The sequence below is a fragment of the Candidatus Margulisiibacteriota bacterium genome, assembly GCA_028715625.1.
In the GTDB taxonomy this organism is placed as follows: domain Bacteria; phylum Margulisbacteria; class Riflemargulisbacteria; order GWF2-35-9; family GWF2-35-9; genus JAQURL01.
The window spans coordinates 1-18,254 of sequence record JAQURL010000052.1 but is presented as its reverse complement, the minus strand read 5'-3'; the positions used below and the strand labels follow the sequence as shown (position 1 = coordinate 18,254).

The window sequence follows — 18,254 nt, the reverse complement described above, 5'->3', positions numbered from 1 at the left end:
GTTAACTCTCTGTTCCAAGTCATTTTATAGATAACGTTATAAACCATTTTTTTTGTTTCCTTATAAATGTTTTCAAAAGCTTGCAAATCGCCCTTTATGAATAACTGTATGTTTTGCTGATTTTTCATATGGCAATCACTTTATTATACAATCAAGAGAAGAAAAAGGTTCCTATTCGCCTGCCGGCAATTTATCTTTGTGTTTTTTTAACATATCTCCATAATATTTTTGCATACAATCAGGACACAAGCCATGGGACCATTTGGCGTCTGTCTGGTGACGCAAAAAATCATCCAGAGAAATCCACTCATCACCGAATTTAACCTTCTTGCAATATGAGCAAAGATAGATAAATCCTTCCAGATGTTTGATGTGTGATAAAAAACGATAGGTAATAGTCGCTATAAAAAGAAACAGGAAACAGTATACCAGCGTTTCCATGATGTTACTTATCCAGCTTGCAGTATTCGAATTGTCCCCGAATATTCTGTGAGAGATATCTATAGAGTCAAAAAACCACAAACAAAGAAGTACTAACAGGAAAGTTATTAACTCATAAAGGATAATGCGCGTTGTAATGTTTTTCTTTAAGAGCATAAACGGTCTCTTGAAATATTATAATCGATATTCTGCAAATAAAAAAATATTATTCATGACTTCACAAAATAAATCAGATAAAATTAGAATATATTCATGCGCATAAGTTTTGTTCTTTTTATTATCGTTGGTTTTTGTTTATTGAACGCACTGGACATGAAAACAGTGGAATCGTTAGGAACAGGCGAGTCCAATATCGTCCTGCTGACATCTGCAGAGTCCTTAGTCATTAACCCTGCCTTCCTTTCCGGCATCGGTTTCGGCTATAACCGTGAATCACTGGATACTCAGCAAAAAGGATTCGATTATTATAACCTGGAAATATATACATTGGGGAGTTTCGGATATGGTAGCGTAAAGTACAAGGAAAAGATCAGCGGTGACCAGTTTTCTGTAAATCTTTATGGGTTCGGTATGCAATTCAGGGATAATATGAAGTGGGGGGTTACTCTAGAGAATATAGATAGTGTTATTACGGGCGTTCAGGTACAAACCTGGACGACAAAAATCGGTATGAATTATATTATGGCAAGTCCGGCCAGAATGCTTTTCGGGATGACACTGGAAAACTTGTTTAAAGACAGCTCTGAAGCCATAAATAAAAACTTCCCACCTGTTTTCGACTTGGGAGTTGGTTTTATCCCTTATGATAATCTATTATGGACACATGCTCTTTCTTACAAAAGACTGGAAGGGGAAGCCATACATTACAGAACAGGTTTTTCTTTGATACTGGATAAAAACTTTGTTTTAACCGGTGGTATAAACGAACATGGTTACACAACAGGCGTAGAAGTTCCCTTATCCTTTGGTAGGGCTATAAATCTTGGAAAAATAAGCTGCTCAATTCTTTTGCCCTATAACATTAAAGAGGATGTAATATATTACCTTTCATATACATTTGGATATATGTAGATTGCTTTTGATTGACTTCTGACCATTTTTTTTGTACTATAAAAATTTATGGGAGATTTATTAGAAAACATTATTCAATCCAAGGTCAAAAGAAAGCTTTTAAAACTTTTTCTTTTTAATAAAAATAAGAAATACCATACCAGGGAGCTCAGCCGTATTATAGAAGAGCCGATATCAGCAGTGCAGAGAGAAATAAAAAAGTTACTACAGCTCCAGATAATCATTAAATATCCGGAAGGAAACATTATCAATTATTTTTTAAATACCCAGAACCCTTTTTATGAGGACCTGAAAAAGGTTGTTATCAAAACCTCCACTGAACCCAGGGAATTTTTTAAACTGCTTATCAGCTCGAAATCACTAAATATTATCGCTCTGTACGGAGAGAGTGTTAAAGCCCCGATGAAATTTTCCGAGCCCTTGAAACTGTTGATCGTGGGATCAATGGAAAGTGAGATTTTGAATGAATATTTAAAAGCTATAATGGATATATTTAACCGCGAATATGAACTTTTATATTACTCAAATGAGCAATACAAAAAAGAAGCGGAAAATAATAAAAAATTTCAGACTATTCTAAAAAGTAAGCAATTGCTTTATTTGAAAAATGATTTCAAATCCTGACAAACATTTTCCCGGGAAGTTGCATTATAAGTTGTTTTAATTCCAATACAGTTAAAACAGTTGAAAGTGATCGAATATCCAGACTGGCGGAGGCGGCAATTTTATCGATATAAAGGGGTTCAGGACCAATTAGATTATAAATGGCTTCTTCCTCTTTTCCCAGACATGGTTTGGGCGTAGACGACCTTGAGACCGGACTACAATTTTGTGTCATGGCCCAGTTCAACTCCTGTAAGACATCATCAATACCAAGTGTCAGCTTGGCGCCGTTTTGAATAAGCAGATTTGAACCTTCGCTGGCTTCCTCATTGATAGAACCAGGTATGGCGAACACTTCCCGGTTATAATCCAGAGCGTAATTGGCTGTAATGAGCGCTCCACCTTTTTTCCTGGACTCTATAACAACAACGCCGCTGGATAACCCGGCAATAATTCGATTGCGCATTGGAAAGGTATACTGCGCAGGCTGAAAATCGGGTGGGAATTCGGAAAGAATCAGACCGTCTTTTTTAATTTTTTCATAGAGGTTTTTATTTTTTGCTGGATAAACCACATTAATACCTGAGCCCAGCACGGCAATTGTTGGCCCGTTAGTTTCAAGTGCGCCTTCATGGGCTGCTGAATCAATTCCAGAGGCCATGCCGCTGACAATAGCTATATCCTGTCGGGCCAGAGCTTTGCCGAACTGAAAAGCAGTTTCATAACCTTTTTGTGTACAATGCCTAGTACCGACAATGCTGATACTTTTTTTCAAAAGGAGATTAATGTTGCCCAGAGCATAAAGAACCACCGGAGGGTCAGGGATGTTTTTCAGCAAAGCCGGATAATCGCAATCCGTTAATGAGATGATTTGCACTGAATTTTTGCTACAAAAATGTTTTATTTTTTCAATTTCTTCAGAATGTTTATGTAATAGTGTTTTGTATTTTATGGTTAGCTCGGCAAGAGATAAACCATCCGACAATTGCTCGATAAATATATTTTTTGTTTTTTGGCTATTTAAGGATACAGCCAGAAAGATATCTTTATTTGTCATGAGAGAGCTACCGCCAAAACCGTGTTTCTTGCCCAACTGTCCAGATTCAGGATGTCATCAATGGCAGGATTCTTTATTTCATTATGTTTTTCCAGCGTTTTTTCTATACAGCTGTAAATGGCAGTAAATTTAATTTTATTTTGTAAAAACAGGGTTACAGCTTCCTCATTAGCACTGTTAAATACCGCGGGCCAGGAGTGCCCTTTTTTCCCTACTTCGTAAGCCAGATGCAAGCCTTTGAATTTTTTCAGGTCAGGTTCCATAAACTCCAGTTTTAGGTTGGCAAGATCTAAAGGGTGATGATTAAAGTTTGTAATTTTTCTGGCACTTAGAGCATAAAGAATTGGAATGCGCATATCTGTGCTGCTCATTTGTGCCAGATAAGCCTGGTTTTTCAGGAGCACCATTCCATGAATAATACTCTGAGGGTGCACCAACACTTTTATTTGCTCATAACCGAAACCAAAGAGCCAGTGAGCCTCAATGACCTCAAGCCCTTTATTGATCAGGGTGGCGCTATCGATTGTAATTTTTCTTCCCATATTCCAGTTCGGATGTTTCAGGGCATCTTCCGGCTTTATTCCGGATAAATTTTTTCTGTGCAGAAAAGGTCCGCCCGAAGCGGTAAGAATAATCTTACTGATGGTATCACGGGGATAGTTTTGCATACACATATCAATAGCTGCGTGTTCACTGTCTATCGGATACAAATTTGTTTTAAATTTTTTTAAATCGGAGCTGACCAAATGGCCGGCCGAAACCAGCACTTCTTTGGAAGCAAGAGCAATTGTTTTGCCAAGCTTAATAGCATGCAGGGTTGGGATAAGTGCGGCAATGCCGGCAATTGAAACACAGATTATATCGGCCTCTTTCAGCGATACCAAGTCTTGCAATGCTTGTTTGCCAGACAGAATAACAGTTCCCGGGTTTATGTCTTTCAATTTTTCAGCTTTTTTAGGATCAGGTATGGCAACAAACTCGGGTTTAAAGGTTTTTATCTGTTTTGTTAGCAGGGGGACATTCTCAAATCCGCTGATACCTAAGAGTTTGAATTCTGCTGGGTATGAATTAATTACATCCAGAGCCTGCAGACCGATAGTACCCGTTGAGCCTAAGATTATAATGTTTTTCATAGGTTAATGAGAAATAAACACCAGATAGTAGTAAACGACCGGTGCAAGAAGAATAAAGCTGTCAGCACGGTCCATTATTCCTCCATGCCCGGGAAGAATATTGCTGGAATCTTTCATTTTATAAGTTCTTTTAATTAAAGATTCATAAAGGTCACCGCACTGTCCTAATACTCCTATTATGGCACCCAAAATCAGGCTGTGTACAAATCCGAAAACCGAAGATAATAATCCGACCGAGACCAGAACAGCAGCGGAGAAACCGCCAATTGCACCTTCCTTGGTTTTTTTGGGGCTAATTTCAGGATTTAATTTATGTTTGCCAAAGGTTATCCCCACAAGATAGGCCATAGTATCGAGAGCCCAGATGGTAAATAAAACATAAAAAATAAGTTCCTTACCCAGGGGTAGATTACGAATTAGAATAAAATAGGAATAAAACCAGCCTATATAGATAATTCCTTTGAGGGTTATAAAAATTTTATTGCGATAAAAAAACATATTTTTAAATGATAATTCCAGCAGAAAGAAAACAAGGCAAACAATAGAAAAAACAAGCGCATAAGAAGAGTTCCAAAAAGGGGTCATTTCTTTAATGAAAGCCAGCAGGATCAAAGTTATGGAGATAAAATGGCCGGACAAAAAGAAGGGCTCCCTTTCATTAAAAGCCATATGAAAATATTCATTCAGACTCATAACTGCTATGCTGATTATAAAAACAAGAAATGGCAGTGAACCATAAGGTGGATTATCAAAAAGAATGATGATAACCACAATCGGTGCCAACAAAATAATAGTAATAGCTCTGAGCAGCAGTTTTTTAAGGTTGAGTTTACGCATTTATGCCTCCGAACCGTCTGTCGCGTTTGGAGTAGTCATCGAGCGCTTTCTGCAGATGTTCTTTATTAAAATCCGGCCAGAACTCTTTTGTAAACCAAAATTCTGAATAAGCAGACTGCCAGAGCAGGAAGTTGCTGAGCCTTTTTTCTCCTCCAGTGCGTATTATAAGTTCCGGGTCAGGTGTTTGAGGATCAAACATGCATGCGCGCAGGTTTTCTTCCGTAATCGCTTTCTGTGGATTTTTTGCCAAAAATTTTACAGCGTGAATTATTTCCTGTCTGCCTCCATAGTTTACCAGAAGGTTCAACTGTAGTTTTTTGTTTTTATCAGTATGCTCATGTGCCCATTTTATCTTTTTTTGCGTGGATTCGGGTAACGCATTCAGGTCTCCTACAAAACGGACCCTGACTTCATTTTTGTGCAACTCCTTAACTTCCTTAACCAGAAGGGAGTCCAGTATACCAAGAAGGAAGCTTACTTCATCTTTTGGTCTTTTCCAGTTTTCTGTTGAAAAAACATATACTGAAAGATAGCGGATTCCAAGCGAATAGGCGTTTTTGACAGTTCGCTTGAGTGCTTTTAAGCCTTCTTTATGTCCCAGGGTTCTGGGTAGCCCTCTCTTTTTTGCCCAGCGACCGTTACCATCCATAATAATAGCCACATGAGAAGGTATAGTTTGAGCATCCATTTAGATTTCCATAATCTCTTTTTCTTTAGTTTTTAATAACGAATCAATAATCCCGATGTATTTGTCCGTTATTTTTTGAATTTCATGTTCAATGCGTTTATGTTCGTCTTCGCTAAGGTCTTTGTTTTTTTTCATCTTATCCATAAAATCCCTGCGGATATTTCTGGTTGCAATTCGTCCTTCTTCGGCCATTTTTTTAATGATTTTATCCAGTTCCTTGCGTCTTTCTTCGGTTAATGGCGGGAAAACCAGTCTCAGGTTATGTCCGTCATTCACAGGGTTTAGCCCAAGATCGGATTTCATCAGGCTTTTTTCGATGTCACCCAATGTGCTGCGGTCAAAAGGAGTAATGACCAGGGCATTACTATCATGTACATTGACAGAAGCAACCTGCTTAACAGGCAGACTACTGCCGTAACAATCAACTTTTATTTTGGATAACAGGTCGGGATTGGCGCGGCCGGTGCGAACGGTAGTAAAGTGTTGTCTCAAATTCTCCAGGCTTTTTTCGAGTTTTTCTTCAAATTCCTTCATCTTTTTCCTCCCTTGTTAACGGATTTTTGTACCGATATCTTCGCCCAACAGCACTTTAATAATATTTCCCTTTGTATTGAGATTAAAAACCAGCATCGGTATTTTATTATCTTTGCTTAATGTAATTGCAGTAGAATCCATAACCCTTAAATCTTTTTGCAAAACATCCATGTAGCTGATTTCCTTAAACATTTTTGCGTCGCTGTGTTCTTCAGGGTCCTTGTCATAAACACCATCTACCTTGGTGGCTTTCAAAATCACATCTGCCCCAATTTCCACTGCACGTAAAACAGCTGCCGTATCCGTGGTAAAATAGGGATTACCGGTACCTCCGGCAAAAATAACCACTCTGTTTTTTTCCAGATGTCGAATAGCCCGGCGCAGAATAAAGGGTTCGGCAACCTCGCGGATAACAAACGAAGTTTGCACACGACTGGGAACATCAATTGATTCCAGGGCGTCCTGCAGTGCCAGTGCATTCATTACTGTAGCCAGCATGCCCATATAATCGGCAGTAACCCGGTTCATGCCGTTGGCTGATGCGCTCAATCCTCTGAAAATATTGCCACCGCCAATAACTATAGCCAGCTGAATTTTTTGTTTTGTAATAAAGGCGAGTTCTTCGGCCAGATATTTTAGAAACTGAGGGTCAATCCCGTATTTTCTGGAACCCAGAAAAGCTTCGCCACTTAATTTAAGAAGTACGCGTTTGTATTTCATATTAATAGTACACTCCTTCCGAATCTAGCTCACACAGTACAATTATTACAAAAAACGTCTCTGCTGTCTATTTATTAGTAAACAGGCAAGGCCTTCTTTTATAAAAAATTATATACGTCGATAAAAATTACGGAAAGCCGGGATAAAAATCAGAGAAATAATTAAGTCCCGCAGACAAGTTTTTGGACAGCTGGGCTATATCCACATAGTGAAAGACCTTGCCCAGACATTTTATGCCGCTTAATTTTTCTATTATCACAGGATTTTCTTTTGTGACCAGATCAGTCTCCTCGGGATAATCAGATACGATAAATCCGAGTATTTTTATGTTGCATTTTTTTAAAACTTCAAAAGTCATTAATGTATGATTTATTGTTCCCAGTCCGGGCTTAATTACTACAATTGCAGGGCAATTCAAAGCGCAAATCAGGTCAAACATGTATAGTTTGGAAGTTATCGGAACATACACTCCACCGGCACCTTCAATGATTATTGTTGAATGCTTTTTTTGCAGGTTATGAAACTGGTTAATTATTTTGTTGATATCGATTTGCAGGTTTTCTTTTTCCGCGGCCTGCAATGGAGACACAGCTTCTTTTAATAAATAAGTACAGCTTGTTTCGGAGCTGAAGTTTGAGGCTGTCAGTTTGTTTATGGTTTCAACATCTTCGGAAATATAGCTGTTATTTTGATATACGGCTCCGGTTTGTATCGGCTTGTAGTAGAAAGGGTTTTCATTTTTTAATTTACTTAGCAAAGCAGCGCAAACGACCGTTTTGCCTGCGCCGGTATCGGTTCCGGTTACAAAAATGTTCATTTCGCTTCAAGCCAGTCGTTGCCAACCCCGATATTTACCAGCAATGGTACTTTTAAGGAGACAACATGTTCCATCATGTCTTTGATTATGGCAGTTACTTTGGCCACTTCATTTTCAGGAGCTTCTATTATAAGTTCGTCGTGGATTTGCAGGACCATACTGGATTTTAATTCCTTGAGTTTTTTTTCTATTTGCAACATGGCCATTTTTAATATATCCGCCGCAGAGCCTTGAATGGGAGTATTGATAATCATGCGGTTCAGCGCCTGCTGCTCCATTTTTCCCACACGGTTATAGTTTGAAAAGAAACGTTTTCTGCCGAAAAGGGTGGAGATTTCGCCATGAGTTCGCACATATTCGACGGATGAATTGATATATTCTTTGATTTTGGGATAAGTCGCGAAATATACAGCAATAAAATCTGCAGCTTCTTTCTGTCCGATTTTTAAGCGTTGTGAAAGTCCATAAGCCTGCATACCGTAAGAAATTCCAAAATTTATTTCTTTGGCTTTGCGTCGCATAGCCGGAAGCACGTCAGCGTAGGGTACTTTAAAAATAAGCGAAGCTGTAGCAGTATGAATATCCAGGTCATTATCAAATGCTTCCTGCAGTTTTTCATCACCCGAGATATGCGCCAGAATGCGCAGTTCAATTTGAGAATAGTCCGCAACAATAAGACGGTTCCCTTTTTCGGCAATGAACGCTTTCCTTATTTTTTCACCTTCTGCTGTGCGAATGGGAATATTTTGCAGATTGGGATCACTGCTGCTTAGACGACCCGTAGCTGTCACAGTCAGATTGTAAGTGGTATGAATTCGCTGGTTCTGGTCTGCCAAACCGGGCAAGACATCGATATAGGTGTTCAGAAGCTTGGTTACCTGGCGATATTGCATTATAAGTCTGGCAATCTCATATTGTTCGGCTAATTTTTCCAGGACTTCGACATTTGTGCTCTGTCCGGTTTTAATTTTTCTAAATGACGGCAGGTTTAATTTTTTAAACAAAATATCACTGAGCTGTTTGGGAGAATTAAGATTAAACTCCTGACCGGCTTCTTTATAAACCCCTGCTTCAATCTGCTCCATAGAAGCATGAAAACTTGAGGATAAACCCTGCAAATAAGGTATATCTATTTTGATGCCCGTTCTCTCCATATCAAGCAGGACATCAATCATGGGCTGGTCAATATCTTTATAAACCTTATCAATTTTTTGATTTTTCAGCGCCTCCCCCAGAACATCCTGCAGCTGAAAAATAGCCCAGGCTTTGGCACTGCAATGTTTCAGGGCATCTGTCGGAGTGACGTCTTCCAGTTGTTTCACCTTAAAAGACTGGAGAAAATCTTTCTGGCTGGTAAACCCTATGTGCAGATAGTCTTTAACTATTTTATCCAGGTTATGATTATTTCTATCCGGGTTTAATAAGTAGTCCATGAGCATACAGTCAGAAGCAATGCCGGCAAGCTGAATATTGTTTTTGACCATTATTTGTGTTGTGCCTTTGCTGTCATGTGTCCACTTCCTAATTTTTTTATTTTCGAAAAAGGGTTTAAGCTCTTTTAAAGGTGTTTCCGAGCTTGCGAACATGGGGCCCAGGTCTGAGTGTTGCTGCAGCATGAAATTATCTGTTTTGTGCTGCAAGGGAAGGTAGCAGGCCTTCGCGCTCTCAAAAGCAAAACTTATACCTACAATTTTGTTATCACTGCATTCAGGATAAAAAGCCACTTTTTCAGCATTTTTTAATCTTTCCAGCAATTCTTTCCAGAGGACTGCATTATTAATCAATAGTGTTTCGAAGTTTAAGCCGTCATTAACCGGCGGTTGATGAATGTCAGCGGGGATATATTTTTTTATAATAGTTGTCAGCTCCATTCTGTTTAGCAAAGGCAGGGCATTTTGTATCTGAAGCTGTAATGGCTGCAGATGAACAGGTATTTGTACGTCGCAATTGATTGTGGCCAGCTCTTTGCTTAAATAGGCTTTTTCCTTATCGTCCAACAGTTTTTGCCGGACTTTTAAGGAGCTTACCGCATCTATATTTTCATAAATATGGTCCAGAGATTCAAATTTGCCGATTAAATCCAACGCGGTCTTTTCGCCTATTCCGGCCACGCCCGGGATATTATCAGACGGATCGCCTTTTAGTGCTTTGTAATCAGTGACCTGACTGGCCTTCATGCAAAATTTGCTTATAACGTCATGCTCTTCGATTTTTTCAATTTCCGAAATACCTTTTCTGGTAAGCAGCAATATTGTTTTTTCGTCCAGCAGCTGCAATACATCTTTGTCCCCGGTTAAGATATAACTTAAAACATCAGGTGATGTTTTTTGCACCTTTTTGCTGATTGTTCCGATAATATCATCTGCTTCAAAACCTTCCTTTTCTACAATGGTAAGGCCCATGTCCAGAATGAGCTCTTTGATTATCGGCACCTGAACTTTAAAATCTTCAGGGGCTTTTTGTCGGTTAGCCTTGTATAGTGCATATTTTTTATGTCTGAAAGTTGGTGCGGGCAAATCGAAGGCAACCAGAACGTAATCGGGATTTTCTTTTTGAATTGCACTGAATAACATGTTCAAGAAGCCATAGATAGCATTAGTGGGTTGTCCCTCCTTGTTTTTTAAATGGGGGATGGCGAAATAAGCACGATAGGCCAGGTTATGGCCGTCTACCAGCAATAATTTTTTCAGGCTAATAACGATTCTCCTACGGCCCAGTTTTCGCGATCAACCTCATCAAAAACAACATAAGTTGAATTTTTAGGTTTATCCGCGACTACCTCCAGCAACTCGCATATTCCTTTGGCTATATCTTCTTTTTGCTTTTTTTTAAGCTTTCCGGCAACTTTAACATTTATGTAAGGCATTATGGTCCTCCTCCGGTTAATTTAGTTACAATTTTAACATGAAACCGTTAAGTGATATAATAAATTGCTATGGAAAAAGCACTGATTAAAAAAGAAAAAGATTTTTTTAACCTCTGGATGGAGGAGCTGAGTCTTCGAAATTCCTCCTTGTTAAATAATGAATTTTTTGCCAGAAACTCAAAAAATCTGGCCAAAAGTATCTTTGAAAGCAGTCAACATCTGAAAGATTCTTTAACCACCGAAGAATTTATATCCATTGCTCAGGTACTGCAGGTAATCGTCACCCTGCAGAAAAACAATTTCAGCAACAAAGACATAATCGCTTATCTGGAATCTCTTCTGAGCGCCACGCAAAAGGCTTTTTCTAAAAAAAAGCATGATGAAATAATAAAGTTTCAAAAATTGCTTAACCAGCTGCTGGTTTTCATTAATAATCAGCAGGAGCAGCAATTACTGTTGAAAGAAGAAATCAATTACCTGGAAACCAAAGCCGCGGAAAATATTCTTTCCATGGTCGGTTCCTTTGTTACAATAAACAAGCTGATAAATGAAATGAAACCGGTACTGGATAACGATGTTTCGGTTTTAATTGAAGGTGAAACGGGTACAGGAAAAGAGCTTATGGCCAGAGCTATCTATGCCAATGGCAAATATAAGGATGGGCCGTTCATTGCTTTGAATTGCGCAGCTATTCCTGAGGATTTAATGGAAAGCGAAATGTTCGGTTATAAAAAGGGGGCTTTTACCGACGCTTCCGGAGACAAGCCCGGGAAAATAGAACTGGCTAACAACGGAGTATTATTTCTGGATGAAGTGTATGAACTGTCTTCCAAACTTCAGGCCAAACTGCTAAGAGTATTGCAGGACAAGACCGTAGTGAGAATAGGCGAATCCCGGGAAAGAAAAATTCAGCTGAAATTAATATGTACGTCCAATAAAAATCTGAAAAATCTTGTAGAACAGGATAAATTCAGGGAAGATCTGTTTTACAGAATAAACGTTTATACCATAACCCTGCCGCCGCTCAGAGAAAGGCAGGAAGATATAGTTCCTTTGGCTGAATATTTTTTAAAACTACGCGGAAGAGAATTTAATAAAAAAGTAACAGCTTTTTCCAGAGCAGCATTTAATTTGATGCATAAATACAGGTGGCCAGGCAATGTGCGGGAACTGGATAATGTAGTAACCCGGGCAATTTTGAAGGCAAATTCCGAAATAATTGATGTCCAGGATCTGGATATCTATCTCACTGTCCCTGAACAGTCATCAGGTGGCACAGGATTATCTTTGAAGAACATGGAAAAGATCCAGATTGAGTTTGTTCTGGGGAAAAATAAAGGTAATATTGTGAAAACCGCAAAGGAACTGGGGATTACCAGGGCTACTTTATATAATAAACTAAAAGAATACGGTCTTTAATGGCAATCAGGCGCCTGCGTTTAACCCTAAAACCTAAATTAAAAATCACCAGACGGTACATCGAGAAACTGGGCAGGTTTTCTGCCTCGTATTCGGATGTGCTGAACAAATATTCCGGCAGTTACGGTGCCACGGAGTTAAATGAGCAGTTGTTGGTTTATGAAAAAGAAAAATCACTGGACACCCAGCTTTTAGAGCAGATTTCAAGGTTGTATGTGCCGGCTCAGGATAAGGAAATATTGAAATTTATGGTAGACCTGCTTGACGAGAAAGGGTTTTTTAGTGATTGGGCTGATGTAAAAGAAAAAGTATTACGAAAATATAAGCTGTCCACTTATAAGTTGCAACAATTGCTTGATATTTTTCAGGCCCTTGAACCGGAGGGTGTAGGCGCGAGGTCTGTCAGCGAGTATCTGATTATTCAGATAAAACAACATCATCTGGAGGATGAAGACTTTAAGGGGTTACTGATAAAAATACTTGCACATGAAGACTTGATTGTTAACGCTCAATTTGGTGCTCTGGCCGAACTCCTTGGCGTTTCGCGGCAGGAAGTGGAGAAAGGTTTGCTTTTTATCAGGCAAAACCTGGTACATCAGCTGCCCGGCGAAATTTATAAAAGAGATAAGAATCAATTTATCGTTCCCAGCGCGGAAATCAAGATAGGAAAAGACAACAAGCTGGAAGTAGTCATGATGGAAAACTATGATTATATAGCTGATTTATATATTCAACGCGATATGAACGAACGCAAAAAACTTTTAAAACAACTTTTGGAACTTTTTTGCGAATATCAGGATATCGGCATGTTTAAATCGATGAGTTTTTTAAGGCCATTAACTCAAAAGGAAATAGCCGACAGACTGGGGCTTTCATATTCCTTTGTCAGCAGGCTCGTAAACAGAAAATATGTGCTGATCAATTCAAAAAATATTTTACTGAAAAATTTACTGCAAAACAGAATAAAGAATTCTCAGCTGACCGGATATTTTTTGAAAAATATTTTGCAAGACCCGAACATCCGCGGGAAAAGCGATGCTCAGGTCAAAGAACTTTTGCAAGCATATAATATAAAAATTTCCCGTAGATTGGTAAACTATTATAAACATAAGATAAAAACATAATCGGGACAATTGCAGAAACCGTTGTCAAATAAATCAATGTTGAATTATTATTAGAGAAGTTCACAAGGGAGAGAATATTCATTTATGAACGATGTTTTGGACAAAGAAGAGATATTTAATCAGATTATCCATGATTTAAAAAGTCCTCTGGCGGCAATATTGGGGCTAAGTGAAGTCTTTTTAAGGGTGCTCGCCGGAGACCTGAATGAAAAACAGAAAGAAGTAATTAAAAAAATCGGCAATCATGGAAGATTCGCTTTGGAACTCATTGAAGATATCCTGGATATAGAAAATATCAGCAGCGGTAAATTGCAGATAGAAAAAACATCGGTGGCCCTGAAACCGTTTATTGAAGATATTATTCAGGGACACATTATAATGGCTGCGGAAAAAAATTTACAATTGAATGTTCAGATCCCGGAAAATATTATGGTTGAAGTTGACGAAAGAAGGATGAAACAGGTTCTGAATAATTTGATCAATAACGCTTTGAAATTTTCACACCGGGGCTCAAATATTGATATTTCGGCCAGAGAAGATGAACACTCCATTTATATAGAAGTACGTGATTTCGGGATTGGAATAAAAAAAGAGGAAATACAGCTTCTTTTTAAACCCTTCTCTCAATTAAGCAATAAACCCACAGCCAATGAAAAAAGTACAGGACTAGGGCTCAGCATAGTTCGCAAGCTAGTAGAGCTGCATAATGGGGAAATCTTTGTGGACAGCGAGGAAAATAAAGGAAGTACTTTTACAATTAAATTAAATAAGGTATCATTACCGTTGCAATGAGTATTACAATAGTCGGTTCGGTTGCTTTTGATACATTACATTCTCATGAAGGTACTCGCGAAAGAATATTGGGCGGATCAGCCGTATACGCAGGGATAGCCGCAAGCAACTATGCTCCCAGCTCGATAATAGGCGTTGTGGGGAAGGATTTCCCCAATGACTACCTGGATTTATTGAAAAGCAGAAAAATCAATATACAGGACATTCAAGTGTTGGAAGGCAAAACTTTCCATTGGACAGGGAGCTACCTGGAAGATTTGAATAAAGCCAAAACTATCAGCACAGAAATAGGTGTTCTGGGTAATTTTCATCCGGCCTTAACCCGGGATACTTCCAATAGTTGTTTTCTTTTTCTGGCCAATAATGATCCCGATATTCTGCTTGAAGCCATTCATCAGTCCAGATGCAAATATATAGCCCTGGATACAATGAACCTCTGGATAGAGACCAAGCGTGATTTGCTTTTACAGGCACTCCAGTACGCTGATATATTTTTTATAAATGACGGCGAGATAAGGCTCTTAAAAGATAATATGAATATTATTAAAACATCTGCCTGGATGTTTGAGAATTTTCAGAACCTTAAATATCTCATCGTAAAAAAGGGTGAATATGGAGCTACAATTTTCGGCCGCAAGCCCGATGAATATTTTACAATCGGAGCGTACCCCCTACATTTGGTTAAGGATCCTACCGGAGCCGGAGATACTTTTGCCGGCAGCTTTCTGGGTTACATCTGCAAAAAAGGTTCGTTTGACTGGGCAACCATGAAAGAAGCTTTGCTGGTGGGAACTGTGAACGCGTCTTTTACCGTAGAAGAATTCGGCCTGGATAAATTATTAAGCATCTCTGTTAACGATATAGAAAAAAGAATGGACCTGCTTAAGAAATATTCAACTTTATAAAAATTATTTCTGTGAGACAGTAAAGGAGTAAACCATGGATTATAAAATAGCTGATATAAGTTTGGCCGAATGGGGCCGTAAAGAAATAGAAATGGCAGAGCATGAGATGCCCGGACTTATGTCTGTGAGGGCCAAATATGCTTCAAGTAAACCCTTAAAAGGTGTACGTATCACCGGTTCGCTGCATATGACCATTCAAACCGCTGTGCTTATTGAAACACTTGTTGCGCTGGGTGCTGAGGTGCGTTGGTGTTCCTGTAACATTTTTTCAACCCAGGACCATGCCGCTGCCGCGATTGCCAAAGCCGGCGTTGCAGTATTTGCCTGGAAGGGCGAGAACCTCAAAGATTACTGGTGGTGTACTGAACAGGCTATAAGTTTCGCCGAAGGAAAAGGACCGCAAATGGTTGTAGATGACGGTGGAGATGTTACGCTTATGGTGCATCGTGGTTATGCAGCAGAAAGCGATGCCGCTATTCTCGACAAACCGGCGTTTGGCGAGGATGAGAAACAGCTAAACCTCAAATTGAAAGAAATGCTTAAGAAAGATAATAATTACTGGCACAAGCTGGTTAAAAATTGGAAGGGCGTTTCCGAAGAAACCACTACAGGGGTTCACAGACTCTACCAGATGATGGAAAGAGGAGAACTGCTGGTTCCGGCAATTAATGTAAATGACAGCGTTACCAAATCAAAATTCGACAACATTTATGGTTGCAGAGAATCGTTAGTTGATGGTATCCGAAGAGCTACAGATATCATGCTGGCAGGAAAAATCGCGGTTGTCTGCGGTTTCGGCGATGTGGGCAAGGGTTCTGCCCAATCTTTGCAGTCCAGTAAAGCCCGGGTTATTGTTACCGAGATTGACCCGATCTGCGCTTTGCAGGCTTGCATGGCAGGATATGATGTGAAAACCGTAGAGGATACCTTGGGGCTTGCCGATATATACGTAACCACAACTGGCAATCGCGATATCATAACCATTGAACATATGGCTAAAATGAAAGACCAGGCCATTGTCTGCAACATCGGGCATTTTGATAACGAAATACAGGTTGAACAGCTGGAAAATTATCCTGGAATAAAAAAGGTAAACATAAAACCTCAGGTAGATAAATATGTATTCCCTGACGGTCATGAAATATTCTTACTGGCTGAAGGCCGTCTGGTAAACCTGGGCTGTGCTACCGGGCATCCGTCTTTTGTAATGAGCAATTCTTTTACCAATCAGGTGCTAGCTCAAATTGAGCTGTGGACCAAAGATTATAAAATCGGGGTATATTGTCTTCCGAAGAGCCTGGATGAGGAAGTTGCCAGACTGCATCTGGATAAACTGGGTGCCAAGCTTACTGTTCTCAGCAAAAATCAGGCTGATTACATTGGCGTGGATATAAATGGCCCATACAAACCCGAACATTATAGATACTAAATTTGAAGTTTCATATCATAACTCTGGGCTGTAAGGTAAATCAGGCCGAAAGCGAGCAGGCCGGAGAGCTACTTGCCGCTTATGGTCATGAATATATCACGCTTAACGACAAACCGGATTTGGTTATAGTTAACACCTGTTCTGTAACTCATATAGCTGACCGCAAAAGCCGTCAGATGATTAGCCGTGCGCTTTCTCAAAATCCGCAGGCCAATATTATTATCACCGGCTGCTCCATAGAAAATGAAGGAGCCAAATTGCCTGCCATAAAAAATAGTCAGGTTGTTTTGAAGAACAATCTTTTAGAAGTTATCAAGGAATATAATCCAAAAAAAATAAATATTGAAGGCCATGCTTTTCAAACAAATATTAACAAAACCAGAAAAATGGTAATGGTGCAAAACGGCTGTAATTATTTCTGCAGCTACTGTGTAGTGCCATATGTGCGCAGCAGGATTTATTCCATACCCGCCGAAAAAGTGCTTGATGATATCCGGCAGTTGGTGAACAAAGGTGTCAAAGAGATCGTGCTTACCGGTATAAATCTGGGCACCTATTCTTCAACAATGGATCTATACGGGCTTGTGCAAAACATATTGCAACTGGAAGGTGATTTTAGATTAAGATTAAGTTCTCTTGAGCCGAATCTAATCAGCGACAAAATTGTATCTCTGGTGCAGGAAAATTCAAGAATTGCGCCGCATTTGCATATTCCTATGCAGGGAACAACCAACAAAATATTGAAAGCTATGGAAAGAAAATATACCCTGGAGCAATATCTCAAATTGGTTGAAAGAATAAGAAGTAAAAATATAACTTTAACTACCGATTTAATTATAGGGTTCCCCGGAGAAAGTGACAAAGATTTCGAGCAAACCGTAAAAATAATCGAAAAGGGTATTTTTATGGATATACATTTGTTCATGTATTCTCTGCGAAATGGCACAAAAGCCGCCGGATTTAAAAATCATGTACCTTACGCCACAAAAAAGGCAAGAATGGATGTAGCTTTAAAAAAAGTAAGAGAAGGAAAAAAGAAATTTTTGCGGAATTTTATCAACAAAAATGTAACCGTACTGATTGAACAGGAGAAAAACGGCTGGTATTATGGATTTTCAGAGCACTACTTTAAAGTTAAAATAAAGAAACAGAAAAATAACCTTGTTAATGAATTTGTAAATGTAAACGTAAAAGATATTATTGATGATGGCAGACAAATAGTTGCCATTGCTGAGCAAATATAGTACATAATAAGTGAACATAGAGGAGAGATGCCAGAGTGTCCCGAGAAAACAGTCCTTGCTGAAGGCAAGACGTATTTTCTCGAGGATCCTCGAAATTTCAAAGAAAGCTTTGCTTTCTGAAATTTCGGGAGTTGATAGGGCGATGTATTATATATATATAATAAAAAGTGTAAAATATGGAAAGTAGGGCAAACCAAAGCAATGGTTGAGCGTCTGGAAGCACATAATGCCGGACGAGTTAAGTCAACTAAAGCTTATAAGCCCTATGAGATATTGTATTGTGAAGAAGTAGAATCTCGCAAAGAAGCTATGAGAAAAGAGAAGCAAGTAAAAAATTTAAAAAGTACCAATAGAATATTGGAATATATAAACAAAAATATACAGAGATGTCCGGATTGTCCCGAGAGTCATGTATAAGGAGAGATGCCAGAGCGGTTGATAGGGCTTGACTCGAAATCAAGTGTACTGCTTGCAGTACCGGGGGTTCGAATCCCCCTCTCTCCGCCATACACCAGAGGTGTATGGCGGCTACCAAATAACACCATAAATAGTAATAGTAAAACTCTAAGAAGGA

19 protein-coding genes and 1 tRNA gene are annotated in these 18,254 nt (G+C 39.1%); 10 read left to right on the top strand and 10 right to left on the bottom strand.

Features of this window, described 5'->3' with window-relative positions:
- Positions 1-171: 171 nt before the first annotated feature.
- Entirely contained in the window at positions 172-441 is a 270-nt protein-coding gene (locus tag PHV30_08765) for a hypothetical protein (GenBank protein MDD5457109.1), read from the bottom strand.
- Positions 442-693: 252 nt separating this feature from the next.
- Here PHV30_08765 and PHV30_08760 point away from each other — a divergent pair, with 252 nt between their 5' ends.
- Entirely contained in the window at positions 694-1,512 is an 819-nt protein-coding gene (locus tag PHV30_08760; protein ID MDD5457108.1) for a hypothetical protein, read from the top strand.
- Positions 1,513-1,560: 48 nt separating this feature from the next.
- Positions 1,561-2,136, top strand: a complete 576-nt coding sequence (locus PHV30_08755) for a hypothetical protein (GenBank protein ID MDD5457107.1) — start codon at positions 1,561-1,563, stop codon at positions 2,134-2,136.
- On the opposite strand, the gene dprA is transcribed toward PHV30_08755, so the two are convergent.
- From dprA to PHV30_08710, 9 genes are all read right to left on the bottom strand, one after another.
- Positions 2,126-3,172: a DNA-processing protein DprA gene (dprA, locus tag PHV30_08750; GenBank protein ID MDD5457106.1), complete on the bottom strand. Its 1,047-nt coding sequence runs from the start codon at positions 3,170-3,172 to the stop codon at positions 2,126-2,128. The genes PHV30_08755 and dprA overlap by 11 nt on opposite strands.
- Positions 3,169-4,305 (bottom strand): 1-deoxy-D-xylulose-5-phosphate reductoisomerase, encoded by a 1,137-nt coding sequence (gene dxr, locus PHV30_08745; GenBank protein MDD5457105.1) that lies wholly within the window; start codon positions 4,303-4,305, stop codon positions 3,169-3,171. Before dxr ends, dprA begins: the two co-directional genes overlap by 4 nt.
- Positions 4,306-4,308: 3 nt before the next feature.
- Complete coding sequence (locus tag PHV30_08740; protein MDD5457104.1) at positions 4,309-5,142, bottom strand: phosphatidate cytidylyltransferase; 834 nt, start codon at positions 5,140-5,142, stop codon at positions 4,309-4,311.
- Entirely contained in the window at positions 5,135-5,830 is a 696-nt protein-coding gene (locus tag PHV30_08735; GenBank protein ID MDD5457103.1) for an isoprenyl transferase, read from the bottom strand. Before PHV30_08735 ends, PHV30_08740 begins: the two co-directional genes overlap by 8 nt.
- Positions 5,831-6,364, bottom strand: coding sequence for a ribosome recycling factor (frr, locus tag PHV30_08730; GenBank protein MDD5457102.1), 534 nt, complete (start codon positions 6,362-6,364; stop codon positions 5,831-5,833).
- A 15-nt stretch (positions 6,365-6,379) separates the two neighbouring features.
- Positions 6,380-7,084, bottom strand: a complete 705-nt coding sequence (pyrH, locus tag PHV30_08725; GenBank protein ID MDD5457101.1) for a UMP kinase — start codon at positions 7,082-7,084, stop codon at positions 6,380-6,382.
- A 127-nt stretch (positions 7,085-7,211) separates the two neighbouring features.
- Positions 7,212-7,901, bottom strand: coding sequence for a dethiobiotin synthase (bioD, locus tag PHV30_08720; GenBank protein MDD5457100.1), 690 nt, complete (start codon positions 7,899-7,901; stop codon positions 7,212-7,214).
- Positions 7,898-10,579, bottom strand: a complete 2,682-nt coding sequence (polA, locus tag PHV30_08715; GenBank protein ID MDD5457099.1) for a DNA polymerase I — start codon at positions 10,577-10,579, stop codon at positions 7,898-7,900. The genes bioD and polA overlap by 4 nt, the downstream gene beginning before the upstream one ends.
- 8 nt (positions 10,580-10,587) lie before the next feature.
- Positions 10,588-10,767, bottom strand: a complete 180-nt coding sequence (locus tag PHV30_08710; GenBank protein MDD5457098.1) for a 4-oxalocrotonate tautomerase family protein — start codon at positions 10,765-10,767, stop codon at positions 10,588-10,590.
- 69 nt (positions 10,768-10,836) lie between these two features.
- Here PHV30_08710 and PHV30_08705 point away from each other — a divergent pair, with 69 nt between their 5' ends.
- The 8 genes from PHV30_08705 (at position 10,837) to PHV30_08670 (ending at position 18,187) form a co-directional block, all read left to right on the top strand.
- On the top strand, positions 10,837-12,186 hold the full coding sequence (locus PHV30_08705; GenBank protein MDD5457097.1) for a sigma-54 dependent transcriptional regulator: 1,350 nt from the start codon (positions 10,837-10,839) through the stop codon (positions 12,184-12,186).
- The gene (locus PHV30_08700) at positions 12,186-13,310 is read left to right on the top strand and encodes a hypothetical protein (GenBank protein MDD5457096.1); all 1,125 of its coding nucleotides are present in this window, start codon (positions 12,186-12,188) and stop codon (positions 13,308-13,310) included. The genes PHV30_08705 and PHV30_08700 overlap by 1 nt, the downstream gene beginning before the upstream one ends.
- A gap of 84 nt (positions 13,311-13,394) precedes the next feature.
- On the top strand, positions 13,395-14,102 hold the full coding sequence (locus PHV30_08695; protein ID MDD5457095.1) for a HAMP domain-containing sensor histidine kinase: 708 nt from the start codon (positions 13,395-13,397) through the stop codon (positions 14,100-14,102).
- Positions 14,099-15,007, top strand: a complete 909-nt coding sequence (locus PHV30_08690) for a PfkB family carbohydrate kinase (protein ID MDD5457094.1) — start codon at positions 14,099-14,101, stop codon at positions 15,005-15,007. Before PHV30_08695 ends, PHV30_08690 begins: the two co-directional genes overlap by 4 nt.
- A 34-nt stretch (positions 15,008-15,041) precedes the next feature.
- Positions 15,042-16,436: an adenosylhomocysteinase gene (gene ahcY / locus PHV30_08685; protein ID MDD5457093.1), complete on the top strand. Its 1,395-nt coding sequence runs from the start codon at positions 15,042-15,044 to the stop codon at positions 16,434-16,436.
- Between the two features lie 2 nt (positions 16,437-16,438).
- Positions 16,439-17,680, top strand: coding sequence for a tRNA (N(6)-L-threonylcarbamoyladenosine(37)-C(2))-methylthiotransferase MtaB (gene mtaB / locus PHV30_08680; protein MDD5457092.1), 1,242 nt, complete (start codon positions 16,439-16,441; stop codon positions 17,678-17,680).
- 153 nt (positions 17,681-17,833) lie between these two features.
- Positions 17,834-18,097, top strand: a complete 264-nt coding sequence (locus PHV30_08675) for a GIY-YIG nuclease family protein (GenBank protein MDD5457091.1) — start codon at positions 17,834-17,836, stop codon at positions 18,095-18,097.
- A tRNA-Ser gene (locus tag PHV30_08670) sits at positions 18,098-18,187 on the top strand. It abuts the gene before it with no gap.
- The last annotated feature ends 67 nt before the right edge of the window (positions 18,188-18,254 follow it).